This window comes from Emticicia sp. CRIBPO (assembly GCF_009905725.1).
GTDB lineage: Bacteria > Bacteroidota > Bacteroidia > Cytophagales > Spirosomataceae > Leadbetterella.
Genome location: NZ_JAAAKV010000003.1, coordinates 365,729 through 390,353, shown reverse-complemented (window position 1 = coordinate 390,353; position 24,625 = coordinate 365,729). Strand labels below are relative to the sequence as shown.

Annotated in this window: 13 protein-coding genes; 1 reads left to right on the top strand and 12 read right to left on the bottom strand. The window is 45.4% G+C overall.

Annotated features, from left to right (window positions below):
* Nucleotides 1–733: 733 nt before the first annotated feature.
* From GVN16_RS08480 to GVN16_RS08465, 4 genes are read right to left on the bottom strand one after another with little or no spacing between them, the layout of a single operon-like run.
* On the bottom strand, nucleotides 734–1,552 hold the full coding sequence (locus GVN16_RS08480; protein WP_166563432.1) for a DUF4097 family beta strand repeat-containing protein: 819 nt from the start codon (nucleotides 1,550–1,552) through the stop codon (nucleotides 734–736).
* Nucleotides 1,553–1,557: 5 nt separating this feature from the next.
* Nucleotides 1,558–2,424 (bottom strand): hypothetical protein, encoded by an 867-nt coding sequence (locus tag GVN16_RS08475; RefSeq protein WP_166563431.1) that lies wholly within the window; start codon nucleotides 2,422–2,424, stop codon nucleotides 1,558–1,560.
* A 60-nt stretch (nucleotides 2,425–2,484) separates the two neighbouring features.
* Nucleotides 2,485–3,300 carry a HEAT repeat domain-containing protein gene (locus tag GVN16_RS08470; protein ID WP_166563430.1) on the bottom strand — a complete coding sequence of 272 codons (816 nt, stop codon included), beginning with the start codon at nucleotides 3,298–3,300 and terminating at the stop codon, nucleotides 2,485–2,487.
* 3 nt (nucleotides 3,301–3,303) lie between these two features.
* Nucleotides 3,304–3,822: an RNA polymerase sigma factor gene (locus tag GVN16_RS08465; protein ID WP_166563550.1), complete on the bottom strand. Its 519-nt coding sequence runs from the start codon at nucleotides 3,820–3,822 to the stop codon at nucleotides 3,304–3,306.
* A 276-nt stretch (nucleotides 3,823–4,098) separates the two neighbouring features.
* Between GVN16_RS08465 and GVN16_RS08460 the strand changes: the two genes are divergently transcribed.
* Nucleotides 4,099–4,704, top strand: a complete 606-nt coding sequence (locus tag GVN16_RS08460) for a DUF6134 family protein (RefSeq protein WP_166563429.1) — start codon at nucleotides 4,099–4,101, stop codon at nucleotides 4,702–4,704.
* Between the two features lie 226 nt (nucleotides 4,705–4,930).
* Here the strand turns inward: GVN16_RS08460 and GVN16_RS08455 are convergent, their stop codons facing one another.
* The 8 genes from GVN16_RS08455 to GVN16_RS08420 form a co-directional block, all read right to left on the bottom strand.
* Nucleotides 4,931–7,321: an ABC transporter permease gene (locus GVN16_RS08455; protein ID WP_166563428.1), complete on the bottom strand. Its 2,391-nt coding sequence runs from the start codon at nucleotides 7,319–7,321 to the stop codon at nucleotides 4,931–4,933.
* A gap of 86 nt (nucleotides 7,322–7,407) precedes the next feature.
* Nucleotides 7,408–9,780, bottom strand: a complete 2,373-nt coding sequence (locus GVN16_RS08450; RefSeq protein WP_166563427.1) for an ABC transporter permease — start codon at nucleotides 9,778–9,780, stop codon at nucleotides 7,408–7,410.
* 18 nt (nucleotides 9,781–9,798) lie between these two features.
* Complete coding sequence (locus GVN16_RS08445) at nucleotides 9,799–12,222, bottom strand: ABC transporter permease (RefSeq protein WP_166563426.1); 2,424 nt, start codon at nucleotides 12,220–12,222, stop codon at nucleotides 9,799–9,801.
* Between the two features lie 43 nt (nucleotides 12,223–12,265).
* Nucleotides 12,266–14,650 carry an ABC transporter permease gene (locus GVN16_RS08440; RefSeq protein WP_166563425.1) on the bottom strand — a complete coding sequence of 795 codons (2,385 nt, stop codon included), beginning with the start codon at nucleotides 14,648–14,650 and terminating at the stop codon, nucleotides 12,266–12,268.
* A gap of 77 nt (nucleotides 14,651–14,727) precedes the next feature.
* Complete coding sequence (locus GVN16_RS08435) at nucleotides 14,728–17,148, bottom strand: ABC transporter permease (RefSeq protein WP_166563424.1); 2,421 nt, start codon at nucleotides 17,146–17,148, stop codon at nucleotides 14,728–14,730.
* Nucleotides 17,149–17,195: 47 nt separating this feature from the next.
* The gene (locus tag GVN16_RS08430; protein ID WP_166563423.1) at nucleotides 17,196–19,655 is read right to left on the bottom strand and encodes an ABC transporter permease; all 2,460 of its coding nucleotides are present in this window, start codon (nucleotides 19,653–19,655) and stop codon (nucleotides 17,196–17,198) included.
* A gap of 79 nt (nucleotides 19,656–19,734) precedes the next feature.
* The gene (locus GVN16_RS08425; protein ID WP_166563422.1) at nucleotides 19,735–22,194 is read right to left on the bottom strand and encodes an ABC transporter permease; all 2,460 of its coding nucleotides are present in this window, start codon (nucleotides 22,192–22,194) and stop codon (nucleotides 19,735–19,737) included.
* Nucleotides 22,195–22,224: 30 nt separating this feature from the next.
* Nucleotides 22,225–24,624 carry an ABC transporter permease gene (locus tag GVN16_RS08420; RefSeq protein WP_166563421.1) on the bottom strand — a complete coding sequence of 800 codons (2,400 nt, stop codon included), beginning with the start codon at nucleotides 24,622–24,624 and terminating at the stop codon, nucleotides 22,225–22,227.
* Nucleotide 24,625 lies beyond the last annotated feature (1 nt).

The following is a 24,625-nucleotide window of genomic DNA, read 5'->3' as shown; positions in this document are numbered from 1 at the left end:
TCATTATAAACCGCTTAACCCTATTGATAAAGTTGTGTTCAAAAAGTGTTGAATCCCTGGTATCATCTCCATTTCCCGGATGAAGATTTCCCCCTTAATTCAACTACGAATTATTTCGTAACAAATATAATACGAAACATTTCGTAGTTCCAATTTTTTCTTCGTTTATTTTACAAATCTCTGTGAAATATTTTTCTGGAATAAGGATCAGCTGCCGGAATGAAGTTCTGCCGTGGGTCATCAAAACCGGAAATCAGGCGGTCAGTGTTTTCATTCACAAAAATAACAGACAACGATTAAGTAAGGCTTTGTAATGACCAATATTAACCCTTTTTAACATTTAATTACATAAGGTTAACCTTCCCGCTCCCGAAACAATGAATTCCTGACTCATCACTTGTTGTTTCCGGCATCTGTAATTTGTGTGGTGTTCCTCTTTTTTATAGCTTTTTCATCATTTCCCCGCCTGAAGTCAATAAGGTTAAAAGAATGTGACGTTAAATCCTCAGGTTCTTCATCAGAAATCCTGTTAACCTTATTGATTTCCCAGGGGGTTTGTTTCAATCAGCATTTTCATTCCCGGATGAAAATCCTATCTTAACCCGATGCGAATTACTTCGCTCATTTTTGTGAATTCCCTTTCACACTAACGCCGATTATTCCGGGTCGAAAACGTAGAACAACTGCAGGTCTCATTTACTTTTTCATTAAGCAAAGCCCCGTCCTTTAAAACTTATTTGCTTTTCCTGATGTAAATATTGCCGTGCATATTTTTCATCATCAGCTCCGGTCCTCCGGCGTTAATTTTGCCATATACCCATTGATCAATATTGACCTTGTAAGTGCCCGGAGAAGAACTCTTGTTTACTTTCGGCTGGTTTCTGTCGATCACGATGTCAAAATCTGTGTAGATCTCTCCGTTATCAGATTTCAGTTTGACATCTGCTTTCAAAGTGGCCGGAAAAGTGATGTCCACGTCCCCGTTCAGGGTAGTAAACGCCATCGGTGCAGTGGCTGTGATGGTCTTGAACGTCGTTTTGATATGTCCGTTGATGGTATTGGCTACCACCGAACCCGAAACACCAGAAAGTGTAATGGCTCCGTTTACATTGGTGACTTCAAGTTCGCCGCTGATATTATCCACCACGATATCGCCGTCATTAATGGTGTGCAATTTTACCGTGGTACTTCCCTGGGGTATTTTGATGGACAGGTTTGTCGGTTTGCTCCAGCCTTCAGAATGAATGGAAACCTTATTGGCTTTTTCTTCTGCCGAAACATTGATACCGTTACCGCTGGAGATCCTTCTCATACCTCCGGAGGTTTCCCTGCCGTCTTCTTTTTTACCATCTGCTTTGGCTGAGGCATCCACAATGATGTCCTTTCCATCATAAAGTGCCACTTTTATAGATCCGGCTATCAGGTTAACATCCAGTGTGAATGGTTTTCCAGGTGTGCTCAGAGGGACAACGAGCTGTTCGGTTTGTGCTGACAAGTTCTGGCATAAAGCCATGGCCATTATCAAAGCCCCTGTGATTCTCAACTTTTTCATATGTTTTATGATTGTTTTTTGATATAAATATTCCCGTTTAACGTTTCAAATTTGTATATTTTGCCACCCTTGCCAATGCGTAGTGAGGTGTCTTTATTCAGCTTGTATACCGTTGCTTTACCGTTTTGCTCTGTGTTTTTAACCACTGCTCCGGGCAGCACTTCTGCATTCTGAAAATCTGTGTAAAACTCTCCATTCATACTTTTCAGCTGGACATCTCCCGAAAAGTCAGCCGGATAAGTGATGTTCATGGTGCCGTTGATCGTATTATAAGTCGATTTTTCAGGCGGCGTGCTGGTATAGGTAACATCCACGTTGCCGTTGACGGTATGCACTTTCGAAGTTCCCTTGGCATTCAGTATGCTGATGGCTCCGTTGACATTGCCCACGTCCAGGCTACCTTCCACGTTCTTCACGCTTACATTTCCCTCATTGATGGTCATCACCCTGAGATTCATCCCGAAAGGCACTTTGACGACAAACTCAAGTTTTACTTTGTAATGCCTGTCTTTTCTTTCATTTCTCCTGTTCCAGTTCATGTTCGGACGTGAATCATACGGTTCTGCCGTGTAAACCACTATACTGTCTGACTTTTCATCGAACTCCAGTCTGAATTCTTTTTTGGCCAGTTCGACCTCTTCGCTGTTTTTGCCGGAAATCGACTTATCGATTTCAATCGTCACTTTGTCTCCCGAATAGCCCTCGACTTTAACCGAGCCAAAAACATTGTAGATGGCCAGGGTACTGCTGGCGGCGGCTGTTTTAAGGCTGAATTCTTTGCTGATGTGCTCCTTAAAATCCTGTGCTTTTGACGTAGTCTGGGCACAAGAGATCACCAATCCCGCTATGCAGGAAATCATTACATTTTTCATAATTTGTTAAGTTTAATTAGCTTTTAGAATATCTGTCAGAGGCCTGTTAAGTCATAAAACTTATATGATCTCGTGAATACTTGATTCGATTTTACTCTTCACAAAACCGTTCAGGTCCTGCTGTTTGAGTAATTTTTTAAGGGGTTTAATGGCTCTTTTCTCCTGTAACTTCACCATTACATCTGCCAGGGCCGACTGTACCAGCGGTGATTCCTGGTGGGTGATAGACTGTACCAGTCCTTCCCTGACCATGGGCTCATTAGCCAGTTTAACGAGGGCTTCGAGGGTCATCAGACGAACGTTGTCGTTGGAGTCATTATTAAGGGTGGTCAGCAAGGCTTCGATGACCTTTTTATCTACTGCCTTGATCTCATTGGTGTAACTCACCGCCCTGATTCTTTCGGTTGCAGACGGGTTTTCAAGCAATGACAACATCATCATCTGTTTCATGTCCTGCACTTCGGACGAGAGGTTCTGTATTTCTTCGTTTTTACCGGATTTCACCAGTTTTTCGTTGACAAAATAACCTAAACCCAAACCAAGCATCAGAATCACGAGGCTGTAAGCCATCTGAAACTTAGGCTGGAAAGACCACATCTGCTGAAATTTCTCCCAAAGTTCTTTTACAACGTTTCTTTTGTCAGCTTCCGAGGCTTTGAAAGTATCAAGCATCGCGTAGAATTTCACCGGTAATGCCGCCGACGGTTCAGGTTCAGGCAACTGCCCCATCATCTCCCATATATGACCCGCCTCGTCACTTTCCTGTCTCATTTCAGCAGACCCGGCAAGGAATTTCTCAAATGCTTCTTTCTCTTTTGCAGTCAGCTCGTTGTTCAGATAACTGATCAGCAGCTCCTTATCTTTTTCACTTTCCATATTCTATTGTTCCAATTTCAGATAAATACTTTTTAATTGCTGGATGGCCCTGTAGACCCTCACTTTTACGTTCCCTTCCGATATTTTGAGAATCCCCGCGATCTCATCATACTTCAGTTCCTGGTAACGGCTCAGGATCAGTACCTCCCTGCTTTCTTCAGGTAAACTGGCAATTGCATTGTTCAGAAGATTGATTTCCTGTTGCTTCTGAATCTCTTCATCTGCCAGTGTGCCCCCTCCTATTCTTGCCTCCACTTCCGATACATCCTGGTGCCTCACCTTGTTCTTTTTGAAATAATCATTGACCACATTCCTGGCCAGATGATACATCCATGTTTTGAATTCACCGTCGCCGGTAAAAGTATTTCTGTACCTGATCATCCGGTAGTATACATTCTGGACCATGTCTTCGCTGGCCTCTTTCTCGCCGGTCATCCGGTAAAGAAAGCCATACAAAGGCCTGTGGTATCGCTCAAAAAGCAGCCCCATTTTGTCCAAATCGCCGGACTTAACTTTTAACATGATGGCATTGTCAGCGAGTGAGTTCAAAAGGACTATTAGTTTTGATATTGATACACCGGAAACCTCAACAGGACGGGAAGGTTACAAAAATATTAAAATATTTTCAAAGGACAGTCAGACAAATACCATAATACACTGAAAACCAACACTATAAATTTATAAAAAACTTTCAATAAAAAATTATATTCCTAAAATCATCTGTAGAAAACGTTGAAATCTTATCTTGCGGGACTTTTCGCCACCGGATAGTATTCACTTAAAACCGCATTTTAAAAAATGAAGAAAATTCTGGTGCCATTTCTGCTCCTTTGCGTAGCTGTTGAAGCTTACGGGCAAACTCCCGTTGAAAAAAGAACCTATAATATTGAAGTGGCTGGTATTACGGTCGGGAAAATGACCGCGACTAAACAAGTCAAAAACGACAAACTAACGGCCTATACCCTCACCAGCGATGTCAAAGTCAATTTCCTGGTGTATGTGCTGCGTATCTTTTACCAGGTCAACACCCTGCAGGGCGAAAACCAGCTCATGAGTGCAAGGGTTGACGCCCATACCAACAAAGGCGATTTCTACACCAAAACCGAAAAGAAGGAAAACGGCTATCATGTGGAGTCTAAACAACATAAATCTGAGATGGATAAGACCATCACCGGAAATATCCATCAGACAGTGGTTAACCTGTTTTTCAGAGAGCCGAATGCCCAGGACATAGCCTATGCCGAATACTACGGCGATTTTTTCAGGATCACCAGGACAGGGGAAGGACGATACACCGCCAAAATGGGTAAATATGAGGACAGCTACTTCTATAAAAACGGTAAACTGCTGAAAATCATCAAGAAGAACCCTGTGAAGGATTTTGTGATGGTTTTGGAGGAATGAAGGAGAAGGGAGGAAAGAAAAAGGGAGAAAGCAGGCACATCTGAGCTGCTATTTTTATTAAGAACCCCGAAGATAAACACGGCTGTGCGTATCTGCGGGGTTCCGGTATTTAAAAAAAAAGCCATTTATTCCTGAATCAGACGTTGCATGCAACGTCTCAATAAAAAATCAGTTTCCGGAGACCGGACATTAACTCATTCAATCATTCATTCAATCACTCATTCATTCAATCACTCTTCAGCGACTTCACCGGATCCATCAGAGAGGCTTTCAGGGCCTGGTATCCTACGGTCAGCACAGCTACCGCCAATGTTCCTGCAATGGTAAGGATGAAGAACCACGGACTGAGACTGATCTGAAACTGGAAGTCTTTCAGCCAGGCACTCATCAGCCACCAGGCCAGCGGACCGGCTGCAATAAAGGCGATCAGCACCAGACGGACGAACTCTTTTCCGAATATCCAGAGAATGTGACTCACCGAACCGCCAAGTACTTTCCGTATGCCAATCTCTTTGGTTTTCTGTGCGACCATGAAGGAAACAAGGCCATATAGCCCGAGACAGCCTATAAAAATAGCGATGAAAGAAAAGACCTGGATCAGCCTGAGCATTGTATCTTCCGTTTCGTAGAATTCTGCGATGTACTGGTCAAGAAACACGTGTTCGTAAATTTCATCAGGATATTTAGCACTCCACATTTTTTCAATTTCGCTCAACGTCGATCTGATGTTTCGGGGATCTACTTTTATGGCGAGGTTTTCTTCCCAGCTGAGGTCGGTGCTGAAACACACGGCGTTGATATCGGCATGGAAAGACAGATCATGAAAGTCTTTGATGACGCCGACGATTTTTCCGACCATGTTACCACCGTCAGCGGCAATGGTTTTGCCCAAAACCTGGTCAGTAGAAGTAAAATTAAGTTTTTTAATAAAGGTTTCATTCACCAGGAACTCCCGTACGGTGTCTGAAGGGAAGACGTTCCTGCCGGCTATCAGTTTCAAACCGAAAGTGGACAAATACCTTTCGTCACCGAACTTCATGCTGGACCTGAATACTTCAGGTTCGGCCCTGTTGTCAAAAACAATTGAATTGTTCCAGTTGGATTGCGAAGAAGGGGCACTGCTACACATTGAGATTTCTTCGACGCCCGGGATACCCGCCAACTGACTTTTCAGGGTTTTAATCTTGGTAAGGGTAGAATCAGACCCCGCAGGCACCATCACAATGGCGTCCTTGTTAAAACCTAAGTCGGATTGTTTGGCATACCGCATTTGTTCGGCGATTACGACCATACCGATAATCAGCACCTGGGAAATAGCGAACTGGGTAATAATCAATGTTCTCCTGGTATTAAAGCCACCGATGTTCTGTTGTGAAAGCTTTCCTTTCAAAGCCATCACCGGCTGAAAACCCGCCAGGATGAGTCCGGGGTAGGATCCCGCAAAAAACACAACGAACAAACACATGCCTGCCACAAACCCCAGCAGCGACCACCCGCCTGAAGAAGCGAAAGTCATCCTGGACTGGAACCACTCATTGACATAAGGTAAAGCCAGTGCTGCGAGGGTCAACGCCCCTGCCACTCCCAGAACCGCGATGATTCCGGTTTCTGAAATAAATTGCCAGAAAAGCTGCGTTCTGACACTTCCGAGTACTTTGCGGACACCTACTTCCTTGGAACGCCTCAGAGCCTGAGCCGTGGCCAGGTTAATGAAGTTGACGCAAGCCGTCACGATCAGGAACAAACCGATGAACGACAAAACCCAGAGATTCTTCTTGTCCATGGCTCCGCCATATTGGGGATTAAAGTGGATATCGGCTAAAGGCTGAAGTTTATAATGGTGTACATTTTTACTGGTAGGGCGGTATTTTTTTACATAAGCAGGCAAGACCCTTTCCACCTGGGCAACACTGATGCCCGGTCGCAGTTTCACATAACATTGCATAGGGCTGGAGATTCCTCCCCAGGAGTCGCTGATAAACCAGGAATTATACGTTTTCAGGGTGAGGAAAGACGCAAATATTTCGGCCCGCCTGTCTGTATTTTCAGGTAGGTTTTTCAGAATGCCGGTTACTTTCAGGGTAACCCTGTTGTCCAGTTTGAAAGACTTATTCATGGCATTCTGCCCTTTAAAGAGCTTTTTTGCCTTGGATTCTGTCAATACAACGGTATTAGGTTCCGTCAGGGCCGTTTTGATATCTCCTTCAATCAGCGGAAAATTAAATATGTCAAAAAACTCAGGCTCAGTAAATGCCACTCCCTCCTCTTCCTTGAATTTGACTACATCCTGCCCCTGACTGACAGTAATGAGCTGATCGTCGAACGTTGCCACCCGGGCCACCTTTTCTCCGAAGGTATGCTCTTCCCTGAATACCTTACCCAAAGGATTGGGCACGGCAAAGGTGTAGTCAATCTGGTCGCGGTGCTGCTCGGTCACAAAACGGTAGATCCTGCCGGAATCTTTATGAAAATTGTCAAAACTCAGGTGATGCCTGACCAGCATAAAAATCAGGATTCCGCAGGTCATACTCAGGGCCAGCCCTGATACATTGATGATGGCATAAGCCCTGTTTTTGCTCAGGGTTCTGAAGGCAATTTTGAGATAGTTTCTTAACATGATGGGTATGAGCTTTTTCTTGGTGATAAAATTTTATTTGCCGGCTTCAAGGCACGAGGGTACTGCCGTGCCTTGAGGCCCAGGGGTTATTCGGATTTGAGGGATTTAACGGGATTCATGGCGGCTGCCCTGAGGGCATGAAAGCTGAGCGTCGCAAAAGCGATCAGGACAGCAAACCCGCCGGAGACAGCAAACACCCACCATTCTATATCAATTTTGTATTCATAGTTCTCCAGGAATTTCTTCATTGCCCAATAGCCCAGGGGTGCTGCAATGACGAAGGCAATTAACACCAGTTTGAGAAAATCTGCCGACAGCAGGGTAAGGATGTTGGTGACGGTTGCCCCCAGGAGTTTCCGGATTCCGATCTCCTTCGTCCTTTGAATCACTACAAATGAGACCAGACCAAACAGCCCCAGACAACCGATAAAAATACCGACGATCGCAAAAAGCTTCAGAAAATTGGCAAGTTTAAGTTCGCTGGTATACGCCGACCTGATGGTGTCGCCGAGGAACCGGTACTTAAAGTAATGGTTGGGAAACTCTGCTTTCCATTCCTTGCTGATAACGTTCAGGGCCTCTTTGCTTTTGTGTGTGTCGATACGGACATTCATCAGTTGGAAATTGCCTTGATGGTAGGCAAAAACATGAGGTATAACCTTATTCTTCAGGTCTTCAGAATGGTAGTCTTTCACCACGCCGACTACGTTCCAGTCTTTTGACCAGAACTTAATCTGTTGCCCCAATACCTGACCCGGATCTCGGAATCCAAGATCACGCATGGCTTTTTCATTGATAATGGCAGAAGAAGATGATGAATCAGCCGCCCTCAGGTTTCGCCCGGCTACTACCGGGATACGATAAAAACCGAAATAGTTTTCATCCACGTGCTGTAATCTGAAAATCTGCTCTCCACCAGGTAAAGCGGGGTGGTTTACGGAGCTCCACCAGTGATTGCGATCGCTGGCCGGGCTTGTTAACCCGAATGAAACCTCCTTTATTTCATGATGACCCAGCAAATGATCTCTTAATCTGTTTCGCATGGCGGTTTCTCCGCGGCGATCGGGTATGCTCACCGTTACGACAGCACTCTGATTAAATCCGAGGTCTTTTTCAGTCATGTATCTGACTTGCTGAATGCCGAATAATGTACAGATAACCAGACCCTGGGCTACCACAAACTGGGTAACGACCAATCCCTGCCTCAGCGAAATGCCCCAGGGCGAAACGGAGCTTATTTTGCTTTTAAACGCTTGAGCGGGCCGCACTCCCGACAACACGAGTCCGGGGTATAATCCGGCGAATAAAGTAACGGCAAGTCCGAGAATCACCAGGAAAAGCACCGTAGAAATATCCCAGACCTCCGAATGGCTCACCCGGGTATTAAGCAGCTGATCAGCCCTGCTGATCAGCCAGGTGCCTAACGTTCCCCCGAAAGCTATCGCGACAAAAACAAGCAGGGCTGTTTCACCCAGAAACTGCAGGATAAGCTGACTTCGGCTGCTTCCCAAAACCTTTCGTACGCCTATTTCCCGGCTGCGTTGGGTAGCCTGGGCTGTGGCAAGATTAATGAAATTAATGCAGGCAATAACAATCAGGAACAAGCCAATGCTGGCCAGTGTATACAACATCCATTCGGGCATATAGTAATTGAACGGATCATTAAAAGCATCAAAATGAGATTTGCTGACTGGCATCATGTCAAAGGACCGGTATTCCGAATCCGCCTGCCTTGTCAGCACCTTTTTAGTCAGTGCAGCTTCTGTTTTTTTAGCATCAGTTCCGGCTTTCAGCATCACATATCCATGCTGAAACGAATCTCCACCACCCCAGTAATCTTCCTGGTAGTGTCCATCCATTCTTTTTTTCGTTTCATAGGAAAGTATGACAGGAAACTGAAAGTCGGAGTTGGCCGGAGCCTTGCTGATCACCCCGCTTACGGTAAGATTCATCGCATTATCCATCTTGATGACCTGTCCCACGGGATCTCCTTTAAAAAAACGACGGGCCGTAGGCTCATCCAATACTACCTGTCCGGGCTTTGTCAGTGAAGTCTGCGGTGATCCGGCAATCCACTTCACATCAATCATTTCCATAAAATCAGGCTCAATGAAGAAAACATAAGGCACGTCAAACAGTTCCCGGCCTGCCTTCAGGGAATTAGGCGGATGCCCGTGTACATTAGCTGATTTTTCAACTCCCGGGATCTCATTTCTGAGGGCATTGATCGCCCCCTGGGGCACATGCGAGCTTACTTCCCCGTATTTATCCACGGCCCTGACACGGTAAAGACGGTCCGCAGCAGCATGATGACGGTCAAAACTATATTCAAACCGCACAATCCAGAACAGCACGATAGCAATACCCAGGCCCAAAGTAAGCCCTGCCAGGTTAATGACAGCGTAACTCTTGTTTCTGACAAGACTACGCCAGGATGTTTTAAAGTAATTAGTTATCATTTTTTTGCTTTTTTTTAGCTACTCGCTCTTGAGCGATTTAACCGGGTTCATCAGGGCCGCTTTCAATGACTGATGGCCTACTGTCAACAATGCAACGCTGATGGCTATTAACCCTGACAGGACAAAGAACCAGACAGACATATCAATTTTATAGGAAAAATTCTTCAGCCATTGACTCATCGCATACCAGGCCAGCGGGAACGCGATAACATTGGCGATAAGAACCAATTTGATGAAGTCTTTGGACAGCAACCCGGTAATACTCCCGGTACTTGCTCCCAGGACCTTCCGGATGCCAATTTCCTTGGTGCGTTGCTCTGCCGAAAATGCAGCAAGACCATATAAACCAAGACAGGCGATCAAAATAGCGATGATGGTAAAATAGATGACAATCTGTGATGTCAGTTGGTCTTTCTCATAGTTTTTCTGGAAGTCCCGGTCCATAAATGAATAGCCAAACGGCAGATCAGCATTGACTTCCTTCCATGATTTTTCAATGGATGAAATAATACCGGCATAATCATCGGTGTTGATAGTAGCTATGGCGTAAGCATATTTATTCCCAAATGACGAGGTCACAAATCCCAAAGGTTTAATGCTCTGATGCAGACTTTGAAAATGAAAATCCTTTATCACCCCCACCACCTGAAGTGTACTTTTCAGGTTATTTAATTCATAATTAATTTTCTTACCAATCGCCGCTGCCGGGGTAAAGCCCAGGGCTTTGACTGCCGTTTCGTTGAGCACGATACCTGCAGAATCTGCTGTGAATTCCCGGGAGAAACTTCTCCCGCTCACCACCTTAAATCCCATGTTCTGAATATAATCGTCATCAACCGTAGAAAGGTTGACGTCGGTTTTGTTCAGCGGCGAACTACCCTCCGGATAAAACAGCATATCTTCTATATTCTCAATGCCGGGATAGGTAGATCCTGCAGTCACTGATTCTACCGTTTTCTGGCTGAGCAGTGCATTTTTAAAGGCCGTATAATTGCCTGCGGCAGACTCACTCGTCAGCGGAATGATGATTCTACGGCTGGCTTCAAACCCTAAAGGTTGATTTTTCAGGTAATTAAGTTGCTTCCAGATGATCAGAGCTCCCAGTATCAGTACAACAGAAACCGTAAACTGAAAGATAACCAGGCCTTTACGCACAAAAAGGGCAGCAAACCCGTTGATAATTTTTCCTTTCAAAACCTCCACCGGCCTGAAAGACGACAAATAAAAAGCCGGATACAGACCTGATAAGACCCCGGTCAGAACAGAAAGTCCTCCCAGCCACAAGAGAAGAGAGGATTCACCGAAAACGCTGAGATTTTTCCCGGTCAGATTATTAAATGGTGGAATGAGGGCTTGCACCAGCAAAAGGGCAATGCCAATGGAAATCAGGCACATCAGCATTGATTCACCCAGAAACTGTGCGATCAGCGATTGTTTACCTGCCCCCATGGCTTTTCTTACTCCCACTTCCCTTGCCCGTTTTTCTGACCGGGCAGTAGAAAGATTCATGAAGTTGATGCAGGCGATTACAAGCAGGAAGGCTGCGATTGATCCGAAAATGTACAAGTAGCTGATATTCCCGTTGGGAGCTACTTCATATTCGACGTCGGAATGCAGGTAGATGTCGGTAACAGGCTGGATAAAGAGGTGTTTCGAAAAGCCAGCTTCCTTCATACTTTTACCGGCCCTTCTTTCGAGAAACGGATCCAGTTTTTTATCAAAAGCCAAAGCATCAGCACCTTCTTTTAACTTCACATAAGTATAAAAAATGCTGTTAGTAGTCCAGCTTTTCCAGCTGTCTATCAGGCTCCCGATATCCGAATTCTTCATAGATATAAAGAAATTGGCGGGTATGTGTGACTTACTTCCGTTATCTCTGAAAACCCCTTTTACAGTGTATGTAAATTCTCCAAAAGGAAGTCCCAGTTTTACGACTTTGTCAAGGGGATTTTCCTTGCCAAAAAGCTTCAAAGCCATTTTTTCAGAAATAACGAGACTGTTGGGTTCACGTAATGCCGAGCGTCCGCTACCGTGTATAAAGTCATACGAAAAAACATTAAAAAAAGAAGCATCGATATAAAAACCACTGGATTCGAAAAAACTCACTTTACGCTTGTCTTTCTGATAGGTCAGCAACATTTTCTCAACCCCGGGAAACCTCAGCATCCGGGTTGATTCTTCAACTTCCGGAAAATCCTCTTTCAATGCAGCAGCCAAAGGGCCGGGTTGTGCCGCCCACTTGTCGGATTTAACGGAGGCCGCCACCCTGAATATCCGGTCAGCACCGCTATGGTGTTTATCATAACCGTTTTCGTCAAAAATATACAGCATTATCAAAAGGCAGGTAGCCAGACCAGCCGACAAGCCAAGGATGTTAATGGCAGAGAACACCTTGTTCTTAACAAGGTTTCTGAAGGCGATTTTGAGATAGTTTCTTAACATGACCTAATCTTTTTACGGTACGGCCGTGCCTCAAGGCACGGGTTTACTCTGATTTGAGGGATTTGACAGGGTTCATCAGGGCCGCCCTGATGGCCTGGAAGCTGGTACTCAGGAAGACAATGACCAGCGACACCACGAAAGTCAGGGCAAAGACACTCCAGCCAATGGATATTTTATAGGTATAATCTTCCAGCCACTTGTTCATTGCATACCAGGCCACAGGAGAGGCCAGTACAAAAGCAATGAAAATAAGCTTCAGAAAATCAACGGATAGCAATTTCACAATACCGGCCACGGAGGCTCCCAGCACTTTCCTGACTCCGATTTCCTTGGTACGTTGCTGAGCCGTAAAGGCAGCAAGACCAAACAAGCCCAGACAGGAAATGAATATGGTCAAAGCGGTGAATATCCCTGTAAGTGAGGCTGTACGTTGCTCGTCCGCAAACTTGGCTTTGTAAGAATCATCCGCAAACGAGTAATCAAAAGGATAGCCGGGATTGTATTTTTTATAGATTTTCTCAGCGATTGCGAGGTTCTGTGCTGTCGTATTACCCGGATTCAAACGTACACTCGCCCACATGTGCGAAACAGGACTTCCCGGGCCTTCGATAATGACAGGATTAACAGATTCATAAGGCGAGGCATAGATAAAGTCCTTTACCACTCCTACTATATGCCTGTCCAGCCTATTGTATTTTATCGTGGTACCAACCGGGTCTTTCAGTCTCATGGCTTTTACGGCGGCTTCGTTTAAAACCACGCCTGTAGAGTCTGTAGGGTATTTGGTCACATCCAGTTCTCTTCCGGCAGCTAACGTAACGCCATTGGTTTTGACAAAATCCTTATCGGCAGCAAACAATACAAATTCCTGGTCTTTGTCTTTCTGGGTACTGCCAGGCCAGGACAAGCCCCACTGCCGCGTATTCAACTGCGTGATCGGGCCCATTGATTTGCTGACGGAAACCACTGCCCCGCTGTTCTCCAGTTCCTGTCTCAGTGCCGTAAGGTTTTTAGCCAGATCGCCGCTCAGATAAGTGAAGATGAGGTTGCTTTTATCGTAACCGTTGCTGCGGTTCTGACCGTAATCAATCTGCCTGTTGATAACCAGTGTGGAAATGATCAGTAAAATAGCGAAAGTAAACTGCATCACTACCAGGCCCTTGCGGGGAGAAAAAGCCGCTTTCACATTTTTAAAAGTGCCTTTCATGACTTTGACAGGCTGAAAACCAGAAAGGTAAAAAGCAGGATAAGCTCCCGCCAGAAGACCGGTCAGTAGGACAAAACCAAGTCCAGAAAGCCAGAAAAGCGATGAGCCGATATTCAATGACAATCGCTTATCCACCAGGTTATTGAAAGCTGGAATGCAAAGGCTGACGATCAGCAAAGCAATCAGACCCGCAAAAAAAGCCAGCAGTACCGACTCACTGATGAACTGAAAAATAAGGCTTGATTTCTGAGCCCCGGCCACCTTGCGGATGCCCACTTCCTTGGCCCTTTTTTCACTTCTGGCCGTGCTCAGGTTCACAAAATTGACACAAGCAATCAGCAGGATAAAGATCGCGATGAGCCCGAACAGTCTCACGGTAATGATCTTTCCGTCCACCAACTGGCCGTTTTCCACTTTAGAATACAAGTGCCACTTATTTGCCGGGAAAAGGAAAATTTCGCGATTCGCCGGATTATCCAGGATGTGAGTCAGGCGGGAAGCGGTGGTCTTCTTAATTTTCTGACTGACCGCATCAGCATCTGCCTTTTCTTTTAAAAGGACATAAGTATAGTAATTGTTCGAATTCCAGTGGTCCATTTCAGACCACCCCAAGGTCATCAGGTAGTTCCAGGGCAGGAAATAGTCAATTCCCGCAAACTGGGAATTATCCGGAATATCCTCTATCACACCTGAAACAGTGAAGTTGTCCTTATGTTCAATCTGTAATGTTTTGCCAAGGGCATCTGCCGTACCAAACATCTTTTCAGCCAGAGACCTGGTGATCACAATGCCATCCAGACTGCCAAGTGCCGATGTTTTATGGCCTGCCGAAAATTTCAGGTCAAAGATGTCCGCAAAACCAGGGTCAACAAAAGCCCCCCTGTTGGTCAGGTGTTTTTCATTGGCAGAAAAGAGAAGATGAACGGGTTTGTATCTTACGGCATCTTCAATGTCGGCATACTCCTGTTTCAGCACCGGAGCCAGGGGCACGGGTGTGGAATCCCAGACAAAAGGCTCGTCGTTGATCACATCCCGGTTAAAAACCTGGTAAATCCTGCCGGTTTTTTCATAAAACCTGTCGAAACTCAATTCACTTTGAATCCAGAGAAAAATCAATACGGCAGCAGCCATTCCGACAGCCAGACCGGCTATATTGATAAAGGCATAACCCTTAGCCCTGCTAAGGTTCCGCCAGGCGATTTTAAGATAATTTCTGATCATGGCCAGCTGTTAGCTTTTGTTTAATAAATTTATTCTGGACGCTTCTGCGGAGTAGGTTGGTGCCGCGAGGCACGGGCCTACTCGGATTTGAGCGATTTAACCGGGTTCATCAGGGCCGCTTTGATGGCCTGGTAACTCACGGTCATTAAAGCCACCAGCACTGCTGACAAGGCCGATCCGGCAAACACCAGCCAGCTGAGGCTGATCTTGTATTCAAAATCCTGCAGCCACTTGTTCATCAGCCAGTAGCCCACCGGGAAAGCAATCAGACAGGCTATCAGTACGAGTTTTATAAAATCTTTTGACAACAGGGCCACAATCTGCGAAACATTAGCCCCCAATACCTTCCGGACACCGATTTCCTTGATCCTCTGTTCGGCAGTGAAAGTAGCCAGACCAAACAAACCAAGACAGGCCACAAAAATGGTAAGACCGGCAAAAATGGTGATGATACTCCCTGTTTTTTGCTCGGAAACAAATGTTTGCTGGAAAAGATCATCCATAAAATCATAGGCAAAAGGCTCCCCGGTTTTAAATTGATTCCATTTATTACCGATATCACTGATCAATACAGGCATATTGTCTGTATTTACCTTTATGATCAGCCCCGGGCTTCTTTCAAGAAACATGGCCAGGGGAGAAATCTGCTCATGAAAAGACTGGAAGTGAAAGTCCTTTACCACACCTATTACTTTGTAAGCCCTGGTCCTGCCTTCATTATTTAAAAAACGATTGATGGTATGCCCGACGGCATTTTTACCCCATCCGAAAATTTTGGCGGTCGTTTCATTGATGATCACACCGCTTGAATCGGTACCGAACGACTTTGAGAAATTCCTTCCTGATACCAGTTTCATTCCCATGGCAGGTACATAATCATAATCAATTCCGTAAACAGTAGTCCTTCTGTTCATATTGACCTCCTGGTCAGGGTAGGTGCCCGACATGCTGTTATAATAGGCTCCCGCCGGAAGATACCCTGAAACAGAAACGCCTTCTATCCTCGGATCTTTCAGCAATTGTTCTTTGAAAACCTCCTGGTTGCCTCCCAGCACACCGGCGCTTCTCAGTACCAGCAGATGATCTTTTTTATAACCTAATTCCTTGTTCTGTATGTAAGAAAGCTGCTGATATACTACCGTCGTTCCGATAATGAGACAAACGGAAATACTGAACTGAAAAACAACAAGGCTGCTTCTCAGACCTATGCTTTTGCCCATGGAGATAAACTTACCTTTCAAAACAGAGACCGGCTTGAATGAAGAGAGGAAAAAGGCCGGGTAACTTCCTGCCAGTACACTGACAAACAGGCCAAACAACAGCAATCCCACCAGTATCTCCGGCTGTGTAATAAAATTGAATACCAGTTCTTTTCCCGAAAGTTCATTGAAGAAAGGCAGCACTGCTTTAACCAGACCCAATGCGATAGCAAGGGCCATGAAGGTTAAGATCAGGGATTCGAGCAAAAACTGACCCACCAACTCCAGTTTAAGGGATCCGAGTACTTTACGGATGCCCACTTCTTTTGCTCTTTTGGATGCTCCGGCAGTAGACAGGTTCATGAAATTAATACACGCAATCAGCAGCATAAAAATGGCTATGGCCCCAAAAATATACACGTACTTGATATTTCCGCCTGCTTCAAGATTTACCGTAAAGTCAGAATAAAGGTGAATTTCCGTCAGTGGCTGCAGATAGAGTCCTACATTATTACCTTTCTTTCTCATTTCCGCCAGGGTTACTCCAAGGGCTTTCTCGATCTGAGGAGCCATATATTTATCGGTAAGCTTAGGCATTTTAGCTTCCAGGTCTTTGTAATTATGACCTTTTTTTAGCAATATGTAGGTAAAGAAATTGGAGTTCATCCAGCTGTCGCTCCGGGCATCGGGCATTCCGGCCATGGAACCGAACAAGTCAAAATGAAAGTGGGAATTGGTAGGTACTTTATCGATCACGCCTGTTACGGTAAATACCTGGTTCCAGTCTTTAAAATCCAGTGTTTTACCAACCGGATCCGCTTTACCGAAATATTTTGCAGCCAGTTCCTGTGTAATAACTACCGTATAAGGCTGATCCAGGGCTGTTTTAACATCCCCTTTGAGCAGGGGTAGTGTGAAAATCCTGAAGAAATTCGGGTCTACATAAGCAAACTTGTCATCCTTAAAAGTATTTTCCTTATAAGTGACCTTAGGAGAGCCGTAATCCCGGAGCCTGGTCGCATCTTCCACTTCAGGGTAATCCGCCATCATGGCAGAAGCCACGGGGGCCATCACTACCGATTCCTTCATGTCTTCCCCGTTCATCTTACCCCTGAAAACCACGCGGGCAATCCTGTCCGCATTTTCGTTAAAGCGGTCATAGCTCAGCTCATGATGCACATACAACATGATAATCAGGCTGGTGGCAATCCCGATAGATAGCCCGAAAATGTTGATAGCAGAAAACGCCTTATTCTTAATAAGGTTTCTGACGGCGATTTTGAAATAGTTCTTTATCATTTTAGCTTTTCATTTATTTCGTCGGTCCGTGCCTCCAGGCATGGACTTTACTCACTTTTAAGCGATTTTACCGGATCTGTCAATGCCGCCTTCATACTCTGGAAACTGATGGTTACGAGAGCGACCACAAAAACGATGATGCCCGCTATACCCAGCATCCACCACCGGATATCAATCCTATAGGCAAAATCCTTGAGCCATTGACTCATCAGGTACCAGCTCAGAGGAGCGGCGATGATCAACGATGCCACCACAAGTTTCATGAAATCAAAGGAGAGCAAACGGACAATGCTGACCACAGATGCTCCCAGCACTTTTCTGACACCGATTTCTTTCAATCTCTGCTGAGCCGTAAAGGTCGTAAGACCCAGCAAGCCAAGGCAAGAGATAATGATAGAAATAACCGTAAAGACATTGACAATGCTTGAGGTACGCTCGTCGGATTTATAGTTACTCTGGAAATCATCATTAACAAAACTGTATTCAAAAGGCTGATCAGGAACCAGGCTTTTCCACTTGCTTTCTATCACCGGTAGGATACCGGCTATGTCCTGTTCCTTTACCTGTACAATCAGGTAATTGAATTCCGTACCCGAGTTTAAGAGGAATGCGTAAGGTTCGATGACTTTGTGAAGGTTTTCGAAATGAAAATCTTTCACCACGCCCACTATTTCCAATGAACTCTGCTCCTCTTCCCCGTTATTGGTAAAGTTGAGTCTCTGCCCAACGGCCTTGTCTGCCGGAATGGCAAATTTTCTGAGGGTAGCTTCATTAACCACTATCTTGTTACTGGTATCTCCGGGAAATTCCGCCGAAAGCATTCTGCCTATCACCAGTTCAAAACCCATGGTTTTCATAAAATCCGGCGAAACCCAGTTGGTTTTAACCATTTTCCCTTCATCAACCGATTGGTCCGGTTTATGCAGGGTCGCATCACTCGGATTAAGAATTCCGGGGTAATATCCTGTTCCGGACGCTCCCGCTACACGATTGTCACGAAGTACTTCATTTCTTAATGCAGTATAAGCTTTTGCTGAAGTTTCGCCTCTGAAGGGAATGACCACTTGCCCGTTCTGCTTAAACCCTAGTGGCGTTTCCTTCATGTATTTCATTTGTTGTTGTATGACGATAGCTCCCACCACCAGCCCAATGGCGATCACAAACTGAAACACCACCAGGCCTTTTCTCAGGACGATAGCGGAAACAGAGTTTTTAAATCTGCCTTTCATCACATCCAGCGGATTAAAGACCGACAAATAAAACGCGGGATAACTACCTGCCAGCAAGCCCGTCAATAAAGCGAGCAATACAAAGGCCAGGCCGATTTCAGGTTTTATCAAGTCTGAGAAGTTCAATAATTTATCTGTCAGATGATTGAATCCCGGTAAAAATACCACCACCAGAATAAGTGAAAAGACCAAAGCCAGGAAAGTAAGCACCATCGATTCACCCAAAAACTGCCATATCAGGCCCCCTCTGTTGGCTCCCAAAACCTTACGAACACCTACCTCAGAAGCCCTCCTCGAGGATCTGGCGGTAGAAAGATTCATGAAATTGATACAGGCAATCAGCAGGGTGAACAGGGCGATAGAACCCAGTACATATAAATAGGTTTTACTGATGGTAGGCGTAACAATCCCGTTGATCTCGCTGAAAAGGTGAATATCAGCCACAGGGAGTAAGTGCATCACTTTCTTGTATCCGCCTGCCTGAATATCTTTCGCGGCATATTTATCAATAAATGCCGGGAATTTCTTCTCCAGCTTAGCTGCATCGGCTTTAGGATTCAGCCTGAGATAGGTATAAAACATATTATTTCCCGAAAAGTCCATCTGGGCATCTCTCAGAAAAGCACCCACCCATCCGGCATTCATTGAAAGGAAAAACCGGGCATCAATGTGTGATCTCTTGCTTTCATCTTTATAAACCCCGGTTACTTTGAAATTCTCATCGTTGCCCGAAGTCCCGCCGATTTTGATCGTCTGATTGATGGCAGAGTTGTCACCAAAAAGCTTGTGGGCCACCTCCTCACATAAAACCACCGAATGGGCATCCATCAGGGCTGTTTTCGGATCTCCCTCCACAAAATCATAAGTAAACACATCAAAGAAAGTAGAATCCACATGATAACCCTTGGTTTCATAGAAGGATACGTTTTTTTGTCCTGCATTCTGAGGTGTGATCAGTGTTTTGCTTTCAAAGAAATTCTGCCACAAACGTGTAGATTGCACCACTTCTTCATACTCATCATTCACCGCCCCGGCATACGGAAAAGGGGCCCTGGGATTTTTTATGATCTCGGCATTGCTCTGTATCCTGTCGCTTCTCAGCAGGTAAATGTCATTGACAAACTCGTGGTGTTTATCAAATGAAACCTCACTCAGGATATAGAGCAGCAGCAACATGCAGCAGGTCATTCCGACAGACAAGCCGAAAATATTGATGGAAGTAAACAGCTTACTCCGAAGCAGGTTCCTCCACGCGATTTTGAAATAGTTTTTTATCATTTTTAGCTTTTCATTTATTTTGTCGGTCCGTGCCTTCAGGCACGGACGTACTTGAGGGCCTGTGCCTCAAGGCACAGGCCTACTCGCTTTTCAGCGATTTTACCGGGTTGCTTAAAGCGGCCTTAATACTTTGGAAACTCACCGTCGCCAGAGCGATCATCACCGCCGCCAGACCAGCCAGAACGAACATCCACCACTGGAGTTCGATATGGTAGGCAAATTCCTGCAGCCATTTGCTTGTTGCCCACCAGGCTACAGGGAAAGCAATGCAATTGGCAATCAACACCAGTTTCAGAAAATCTTTTGAAAGCAAAACCGCCAGGTTCGGAATGCTGGCACCCAGCACTTTTCTGATCCCTATTTCTTTGACCCTTTGCTCAGCTGAGTAAGTGGCCAGGCCGAAAAGTCCCAGGCAGGCAATAAAAATGGTAGCCATCGCCGCCCAGATCAGCATGGATTGGCGGCGGGCATCTTCTGCATAAAACAAGGCCAGCTGCTCATCCAGAAAATGGTACTCAAACAGGTTTTCTCCATCAATCTTTTTCATGATCCCGTCCATCTTTTTTAAGGTGGCATCAATATTCCCTGCTTCCACTCTTGAAGTATAGTAATCAATCGAATGTACCGGGTTCTGCTGATATCCGAGCACCATAGGCCCTATTTTCTCTCTTAAAGTCTGAAAATGAAAGTCCTTGACAATACCGATCACCCTGGCTTTAAACACCTGGTTATCGCGTAAAGGCCTGAAATTTCCGCCCATTGCCCTCATAGGTATCTCAACCACCTGATCTGAAGGCTCGGTGATGTTCAGCATTTTTGCGGCTGTCTCATTAAGCAACACAGAGGATGAATCGGCCTTTCCTGCAAAGTTCTTTCCTTTTACCAGTTCCACTTCGAAGGTCCTGGCGAAATGCTCATCCACACCTAAAAAGTGAGAAGTTTTGAGTTCCTCCGTATTTCCGGCCTGTTTAATTTTCACGGTAGGGATCGTCTTCCACTCACCCGGCACCCTCGAAGTGGTTGAAACCTGTTTAACACCGGGAAGTTTGGCAAATTCTGCTAAAACTACCGGGGCGGCGTCACGGATTTTCCCGCTGTTGATATCCACTACCACCAGTAGATCTTTATTAAAACCAAGGTCTTTGTTGTTGACAAACCGCACCTGCGAAAAAAGGACAATGGTAGCAATGATCATCACCACCGAAACCGTAAACTGGAAGATCACCAGGCCTTTCCGTAGTGAAAAATCAGATTTATTTTGAATTTTAAGGCTCTTTAGTAACAATATGGGACTGAACCTCGACAGCATAAATGCCGGGTATGACCCTGATAACAAACCTGTGGTCAAAGCGGCCACCACCGTGATGAGCCATATTTTATAATCCGTTGTAAAGCCCAGGGAAAGCTCTTTATTGGTAAAATCATTGAAAAACGGAAGGATCAGGTTGACCACCACCACTGCCAGCAGCAATGAAATGAATGTTATCAGCACCGATTCTGCCAGAAATTGAGTAATCAGCTGTCCGCGGAAAGCTCCTACTGCCTTTTTGATGCCTATTTCCTTACTCCGGTTGGAGGCCTTAGCGGTAGTCAGGTTCATATAATTGATACAGGCAATCAGAAGTACAAAAAGGGCTACAATTCCAAAGATTCTGATGTAAAAGACCGATCCTGAGCCGCCTTCTCCTGCATTGGAGTTGGTCGAAAGGTCGCTTATGTTTTCAGAATACAGGTGCATGTCCTGCAATGGCTGCAGCGAAAAAGCCATGGCCACCCCTTGTTCGGGTTTGAAATTGGCATACACCAGGTTTTTCAACTTGGACGATACCCCCTGTGGGTTTGAGTTTTGTTTCAGCAAGGCATACACGGTATAACCGTTGGAAGACCAGTCGGTATTCACATCACTTACATATTCAGCATCCGTAAAATAAGTACTTTCAGAATAAACCGAACTAAAGGTGAAGCTCGAATTTTTTGGGTGGTTTTTAAGCACCGCCGTGATGGTAAACGGCTGTTCCAATCCATCCCATTTCAGGGTTTTTCCGGCCACTTTTGTAGTACCGAAAAGACGCATCGCCAGTTCCTCAACGATAACAATGGAATTAGGTTCTTTTAAAGCTGTTTTGGGACTCCCGTCTACTGCCTGAAAATCAAATATTTCCATCAAACCGTTATTGGCCACCGTGATCATTTCCAGAAATTTCTTCTGGTCAGCCGGATTACCCAGGTTGTCTCTGCCGACGACAGTAACCCTGGCAGTATTTTCAATTTCACCGATGCTTTTCTTCGATTCTTCAGATAATTTATAGCTGACGGCAGCAATGTTCTTATCTTCTGTGGGTGTTTTCCGGTGTTCTATGACCCTGAAAATACGTCCGGCGTTCTGAAACTGCTGGTCGAAGGTAAGTTCATCAAATAAAAATAACCCGATCAGCAAAAAACAGCTCAGGCCAAAAGTAAGGCCGGTGATGTTGAGACCGGTGTAAAGTTTATTCCGCAATAAATTACGGAGGGCGATTTTGAAATAATTTTTTATCATTTTTAGCTTTTCATTTATTTTTTAGTCGGGCTACTCGCTTTTCAGCGATTTTACCGGGTTGGTTAAAGCGGCTTTAATGCTCTGGAAACTTACCGTCATGAAGGCTATCCCTACGGCCAAAGCCCCTGCAAAGGCAAATACGCTCCACCTGATCGGTGTCTTGTAAGCAAAATCTTTGAGCCACCAGTTCATTCCGTACCACGCCAGTGGTGACGCAATAACGATGGCTATGATCACCAATAGTAAAAAGTCTTTCGATAATAATGACACCAGACTGGTGACTGAAGCACCTAATACCTTCCTTACACCAATTTCTTTTATCCTGAGTTCGGCCATAAAAATGGATAAACCCAATAAGCCCAGACAGGAAATGAAAACGGCGATTCCGGCGAAGAAGCCAAAGACCAGTTGCTGCGTTTGTTCACGGGTATACAGCCTTCCGAAACGCTGGTCAAGGAACTCATATTTAAAAGGCGAATCAGGGAAATACTTCTTCCAGACGTCTTCAACCCGGGCCAAAGCCTCGTTGATGTTGCCCCCGGAGATTTGAACGGAAGTCCAGCCAAGGCCCCTCCCGTTCATGAACATGACGATGGGAGCCACTTCCTTGTGGAGAGATTCGAAATGGTAATCTTTGGTCACCCCGATGATCTGACCTGACAATTCACCATAACGGAAGTTTTCTCCGATGGCATTTTCAGGCTTCTGCCAGCCCAGCAGTTTCACCGCCGTTTCGTTCAGGATAAATGCTTTCTCAGTGTCCGACGGAAAGGCCTTCGAGAAATTACGTCCGGATGCCATTTTGATCTTATAGGTAGGAATAAAGTCCTCATCGACCTGGAGCGATTTGATGTTGATATTGGTTTGAGTCATGACCTTGTTCTTCGTCACGTAAGCATTCCATGAGTCCAGGAGGTTGTTTGATGGTATCCTCGAAGACCGTCCCACGCTCTGCACAGCACTGCTTTTCTGCAGTTCCTGTCTTATGGTTTCAAAACCCGTTTGTGTTTCCGGTAAACGAAGAACCACCATCTGGTCTTTTGATAACCCGAGTTTATAGTTCTGAATGTATTCCATCTGGCTGTATACTATGGCTGTACTGATGATCAGCACCACGGCTATTGTAAACTGGGTTACGACCAGCACCTGACGCAGGTTGCCGCTTTTCGCTTTGCCTGTAATCTTGCCTTTCAAAGCCTTTACCGGCTCGAAAGACGTCAGTACAAACGCCGGGTAACTGCCGGCAATCAGGCTGGTTACGACACAAACCACCGCCAGGAAAACAATAAACAAGGGATCGGCCAGGCTGCTGATGCTTAGCTGCTTCTGCGTAATGTCATTAAGAAACGGCAGACAAAACATCATGATAAACAAAGCAATGAGCAAGGACATACCTACGATCAGAAAAGACTCGCTCATAAACTGGTAGATCAGTTGCGACCTTCCAGCCCCGGCCACTTTCCGCATGCCCACTTCTTTCGAACGCTTACCCGAACTGGCCGTAGAAAGGTTCATGTAGTTGATACACGCAATGATCAGGATGAATATCGCAATGGCAGAAAAAAGATATACATACTGGATATCTCCGTTCGACTCAATTTCAGAGTCCAGGTGTGAGTGCAGGTGAATATCTGTCAGTTTCATCAAATCCAGTACCGACCACTCAGAGGCCTTCGGATCTATATGCCTGTTTTGAAAAGCCGGAAATGCGTCAACGATCTTTTTAGGATCCTGACCCTCAGATAAAAGCAGGAAAGTAGAAAATGAATTATTTCCCCAGTTGGTCCTTAACTGCTCCGCTCCGTACACTTTATCATCTGCCAGGGTTGAAAACGAAACCAGGAAATTCGGATGGAAAGTGGATTGCTGCGGAAAAGGCTCAAATACCCCGGTCACCTGATAATCTATCTGATTGTCGAGGCGGATGGTTTTACCCAAAGGGTTCTCTTTTCCGAAATATTTCTCCGCCATAGGCCTGGAAAACATGATGGAGAAGGGATTCTCAAGGGCTTTTTCAGCATTGCCCTGAAGGACATTCACCGTAAAGATCTTAAACAGAGAAGGCTCGGCGGCAAACATCTTTTCTTCCTCAAAAGTCTTTTCCCCGTAACGGACCAGGGCTCCTGTTTCAAGCAGCCTGACCACCTCTTTTACTTCATGAAAATCCTGCCTGATCAAAGGCCCGAAAGGTGGTGCGGCATGACCCAGCCTTAATGAAACCTCCCCTTCTTTCGAAAGGAATGTCCGGGAAAGACGATATATCTGCTCCGCATTGACGTGGTGTTTGTCGTAGCTCAGCTCATCCTTCACATACAAAGCCAGCAAAAGCGAGCAAGCCAGGCCAATGCCTAATCCGGCTACATTAATGGCGGTAAACCCTTTATGGCGGGTGAAATTCCTCCAGGCGATTTTGAAATAATTTTTTATCATT

Excerpts from the sequence above, each read along its gene's own strand:
- GVN16_RS08480 (WP_166563432.1), bottom strand. The coding sequence starts at position 1,552 with ATGAAAAAGTTGAGAATCACAGGGGCTTTGATAATGGCCATGGCTTTA.
- GVN16_RS08475 (WP_166563431.1), bottom strand. The coding sequence starts at position 2,424 with ATGAAAAATGTAATGATTTCCTGCATAGCGGGATTGGTGATCTCTTGT.
- GVN16_RS08470 (WP_166563430.1), bottom strand. The coding sequence starts at position 3,300 with ATGGAAAGTGAAAAAGATAAGGAGCTGCTGATCAGTTATCTGAACAAC.
- GVN16_RS08465 (WP_166563550.1), bottom strand. The coding sequence starts at position 3,822 with ATGTTAAAAGTTAAGTCCGGCGATTTGGACAAAATGGGGCTGCTTTTT.
- GVN16_RS08460 (WP_166563429.1), top strand. The coding sequence starts at position 4,099 with ATGAAGAAAATTCTGGTGCCATTTCTGCTCCTTTGCGTAGCTGTTGAA.
- GVN16_RS08455 (WP_166563428.1), bottom strand. The coding sequence starts at position 7,321 with ATGTTAAGAAACTATCTCAAAATTGCCTTCAGAACCCTGAGCAAAAAC.
- GVN16_RS08450 (WP_166563427.1), bottom strand. The coding sequence starts at position 9,780 with ATGATAACTAATTACTTTAAAACATCCTGGCGTAGTCTTGTCAGAAAC.
- GVN16_RS08445 (WP_166563426.1), bottom strand. The coding sequence starts at position 12,222 with ATGTTAAGAAACTATCTCAAAATCGCCTTCAGAAACCTTGTTAAGAAC.
- GVN16_RS08440 (WP_166563425.1), bottom strand. The coding sequence starts at position 14,650 with ATGATCAGAAATTATCTTAAAATCGCCTGGCGGAACCTTAGCAGGGCT.
- GVN16_RS08435 (WP_166563424.1), bottom strand. The coding sequence starts at position 17,148 with ATGATAAAGAACTATTTCAAAATCGCCGTCAGAAACCTTATTAAGAAT.
- GVN16_RS08430 (WP_166563423.1), bottom strand. The coding sequence starts at position 19,655 with ATGATAAAAAACTATTTCAAAATCGCGTGGAGGAACCTGCTTCGGAGT.
- GVN16_RS08425 (WP_166563422.1), bottom strand. The coding sequence starts at position 22,194 with ATGATAAAAAATTATTTCAAAATCGCCCTCCGTAATTTATTGCGGAAT.
- GVN16_RS08420 (WP_166563421.1), bottom strand. The coding sequence starts at position 24,624 with ATGATAAAAAATTATTTCAAAATCGCCTGGAGGAATTTCACCCGCCAT.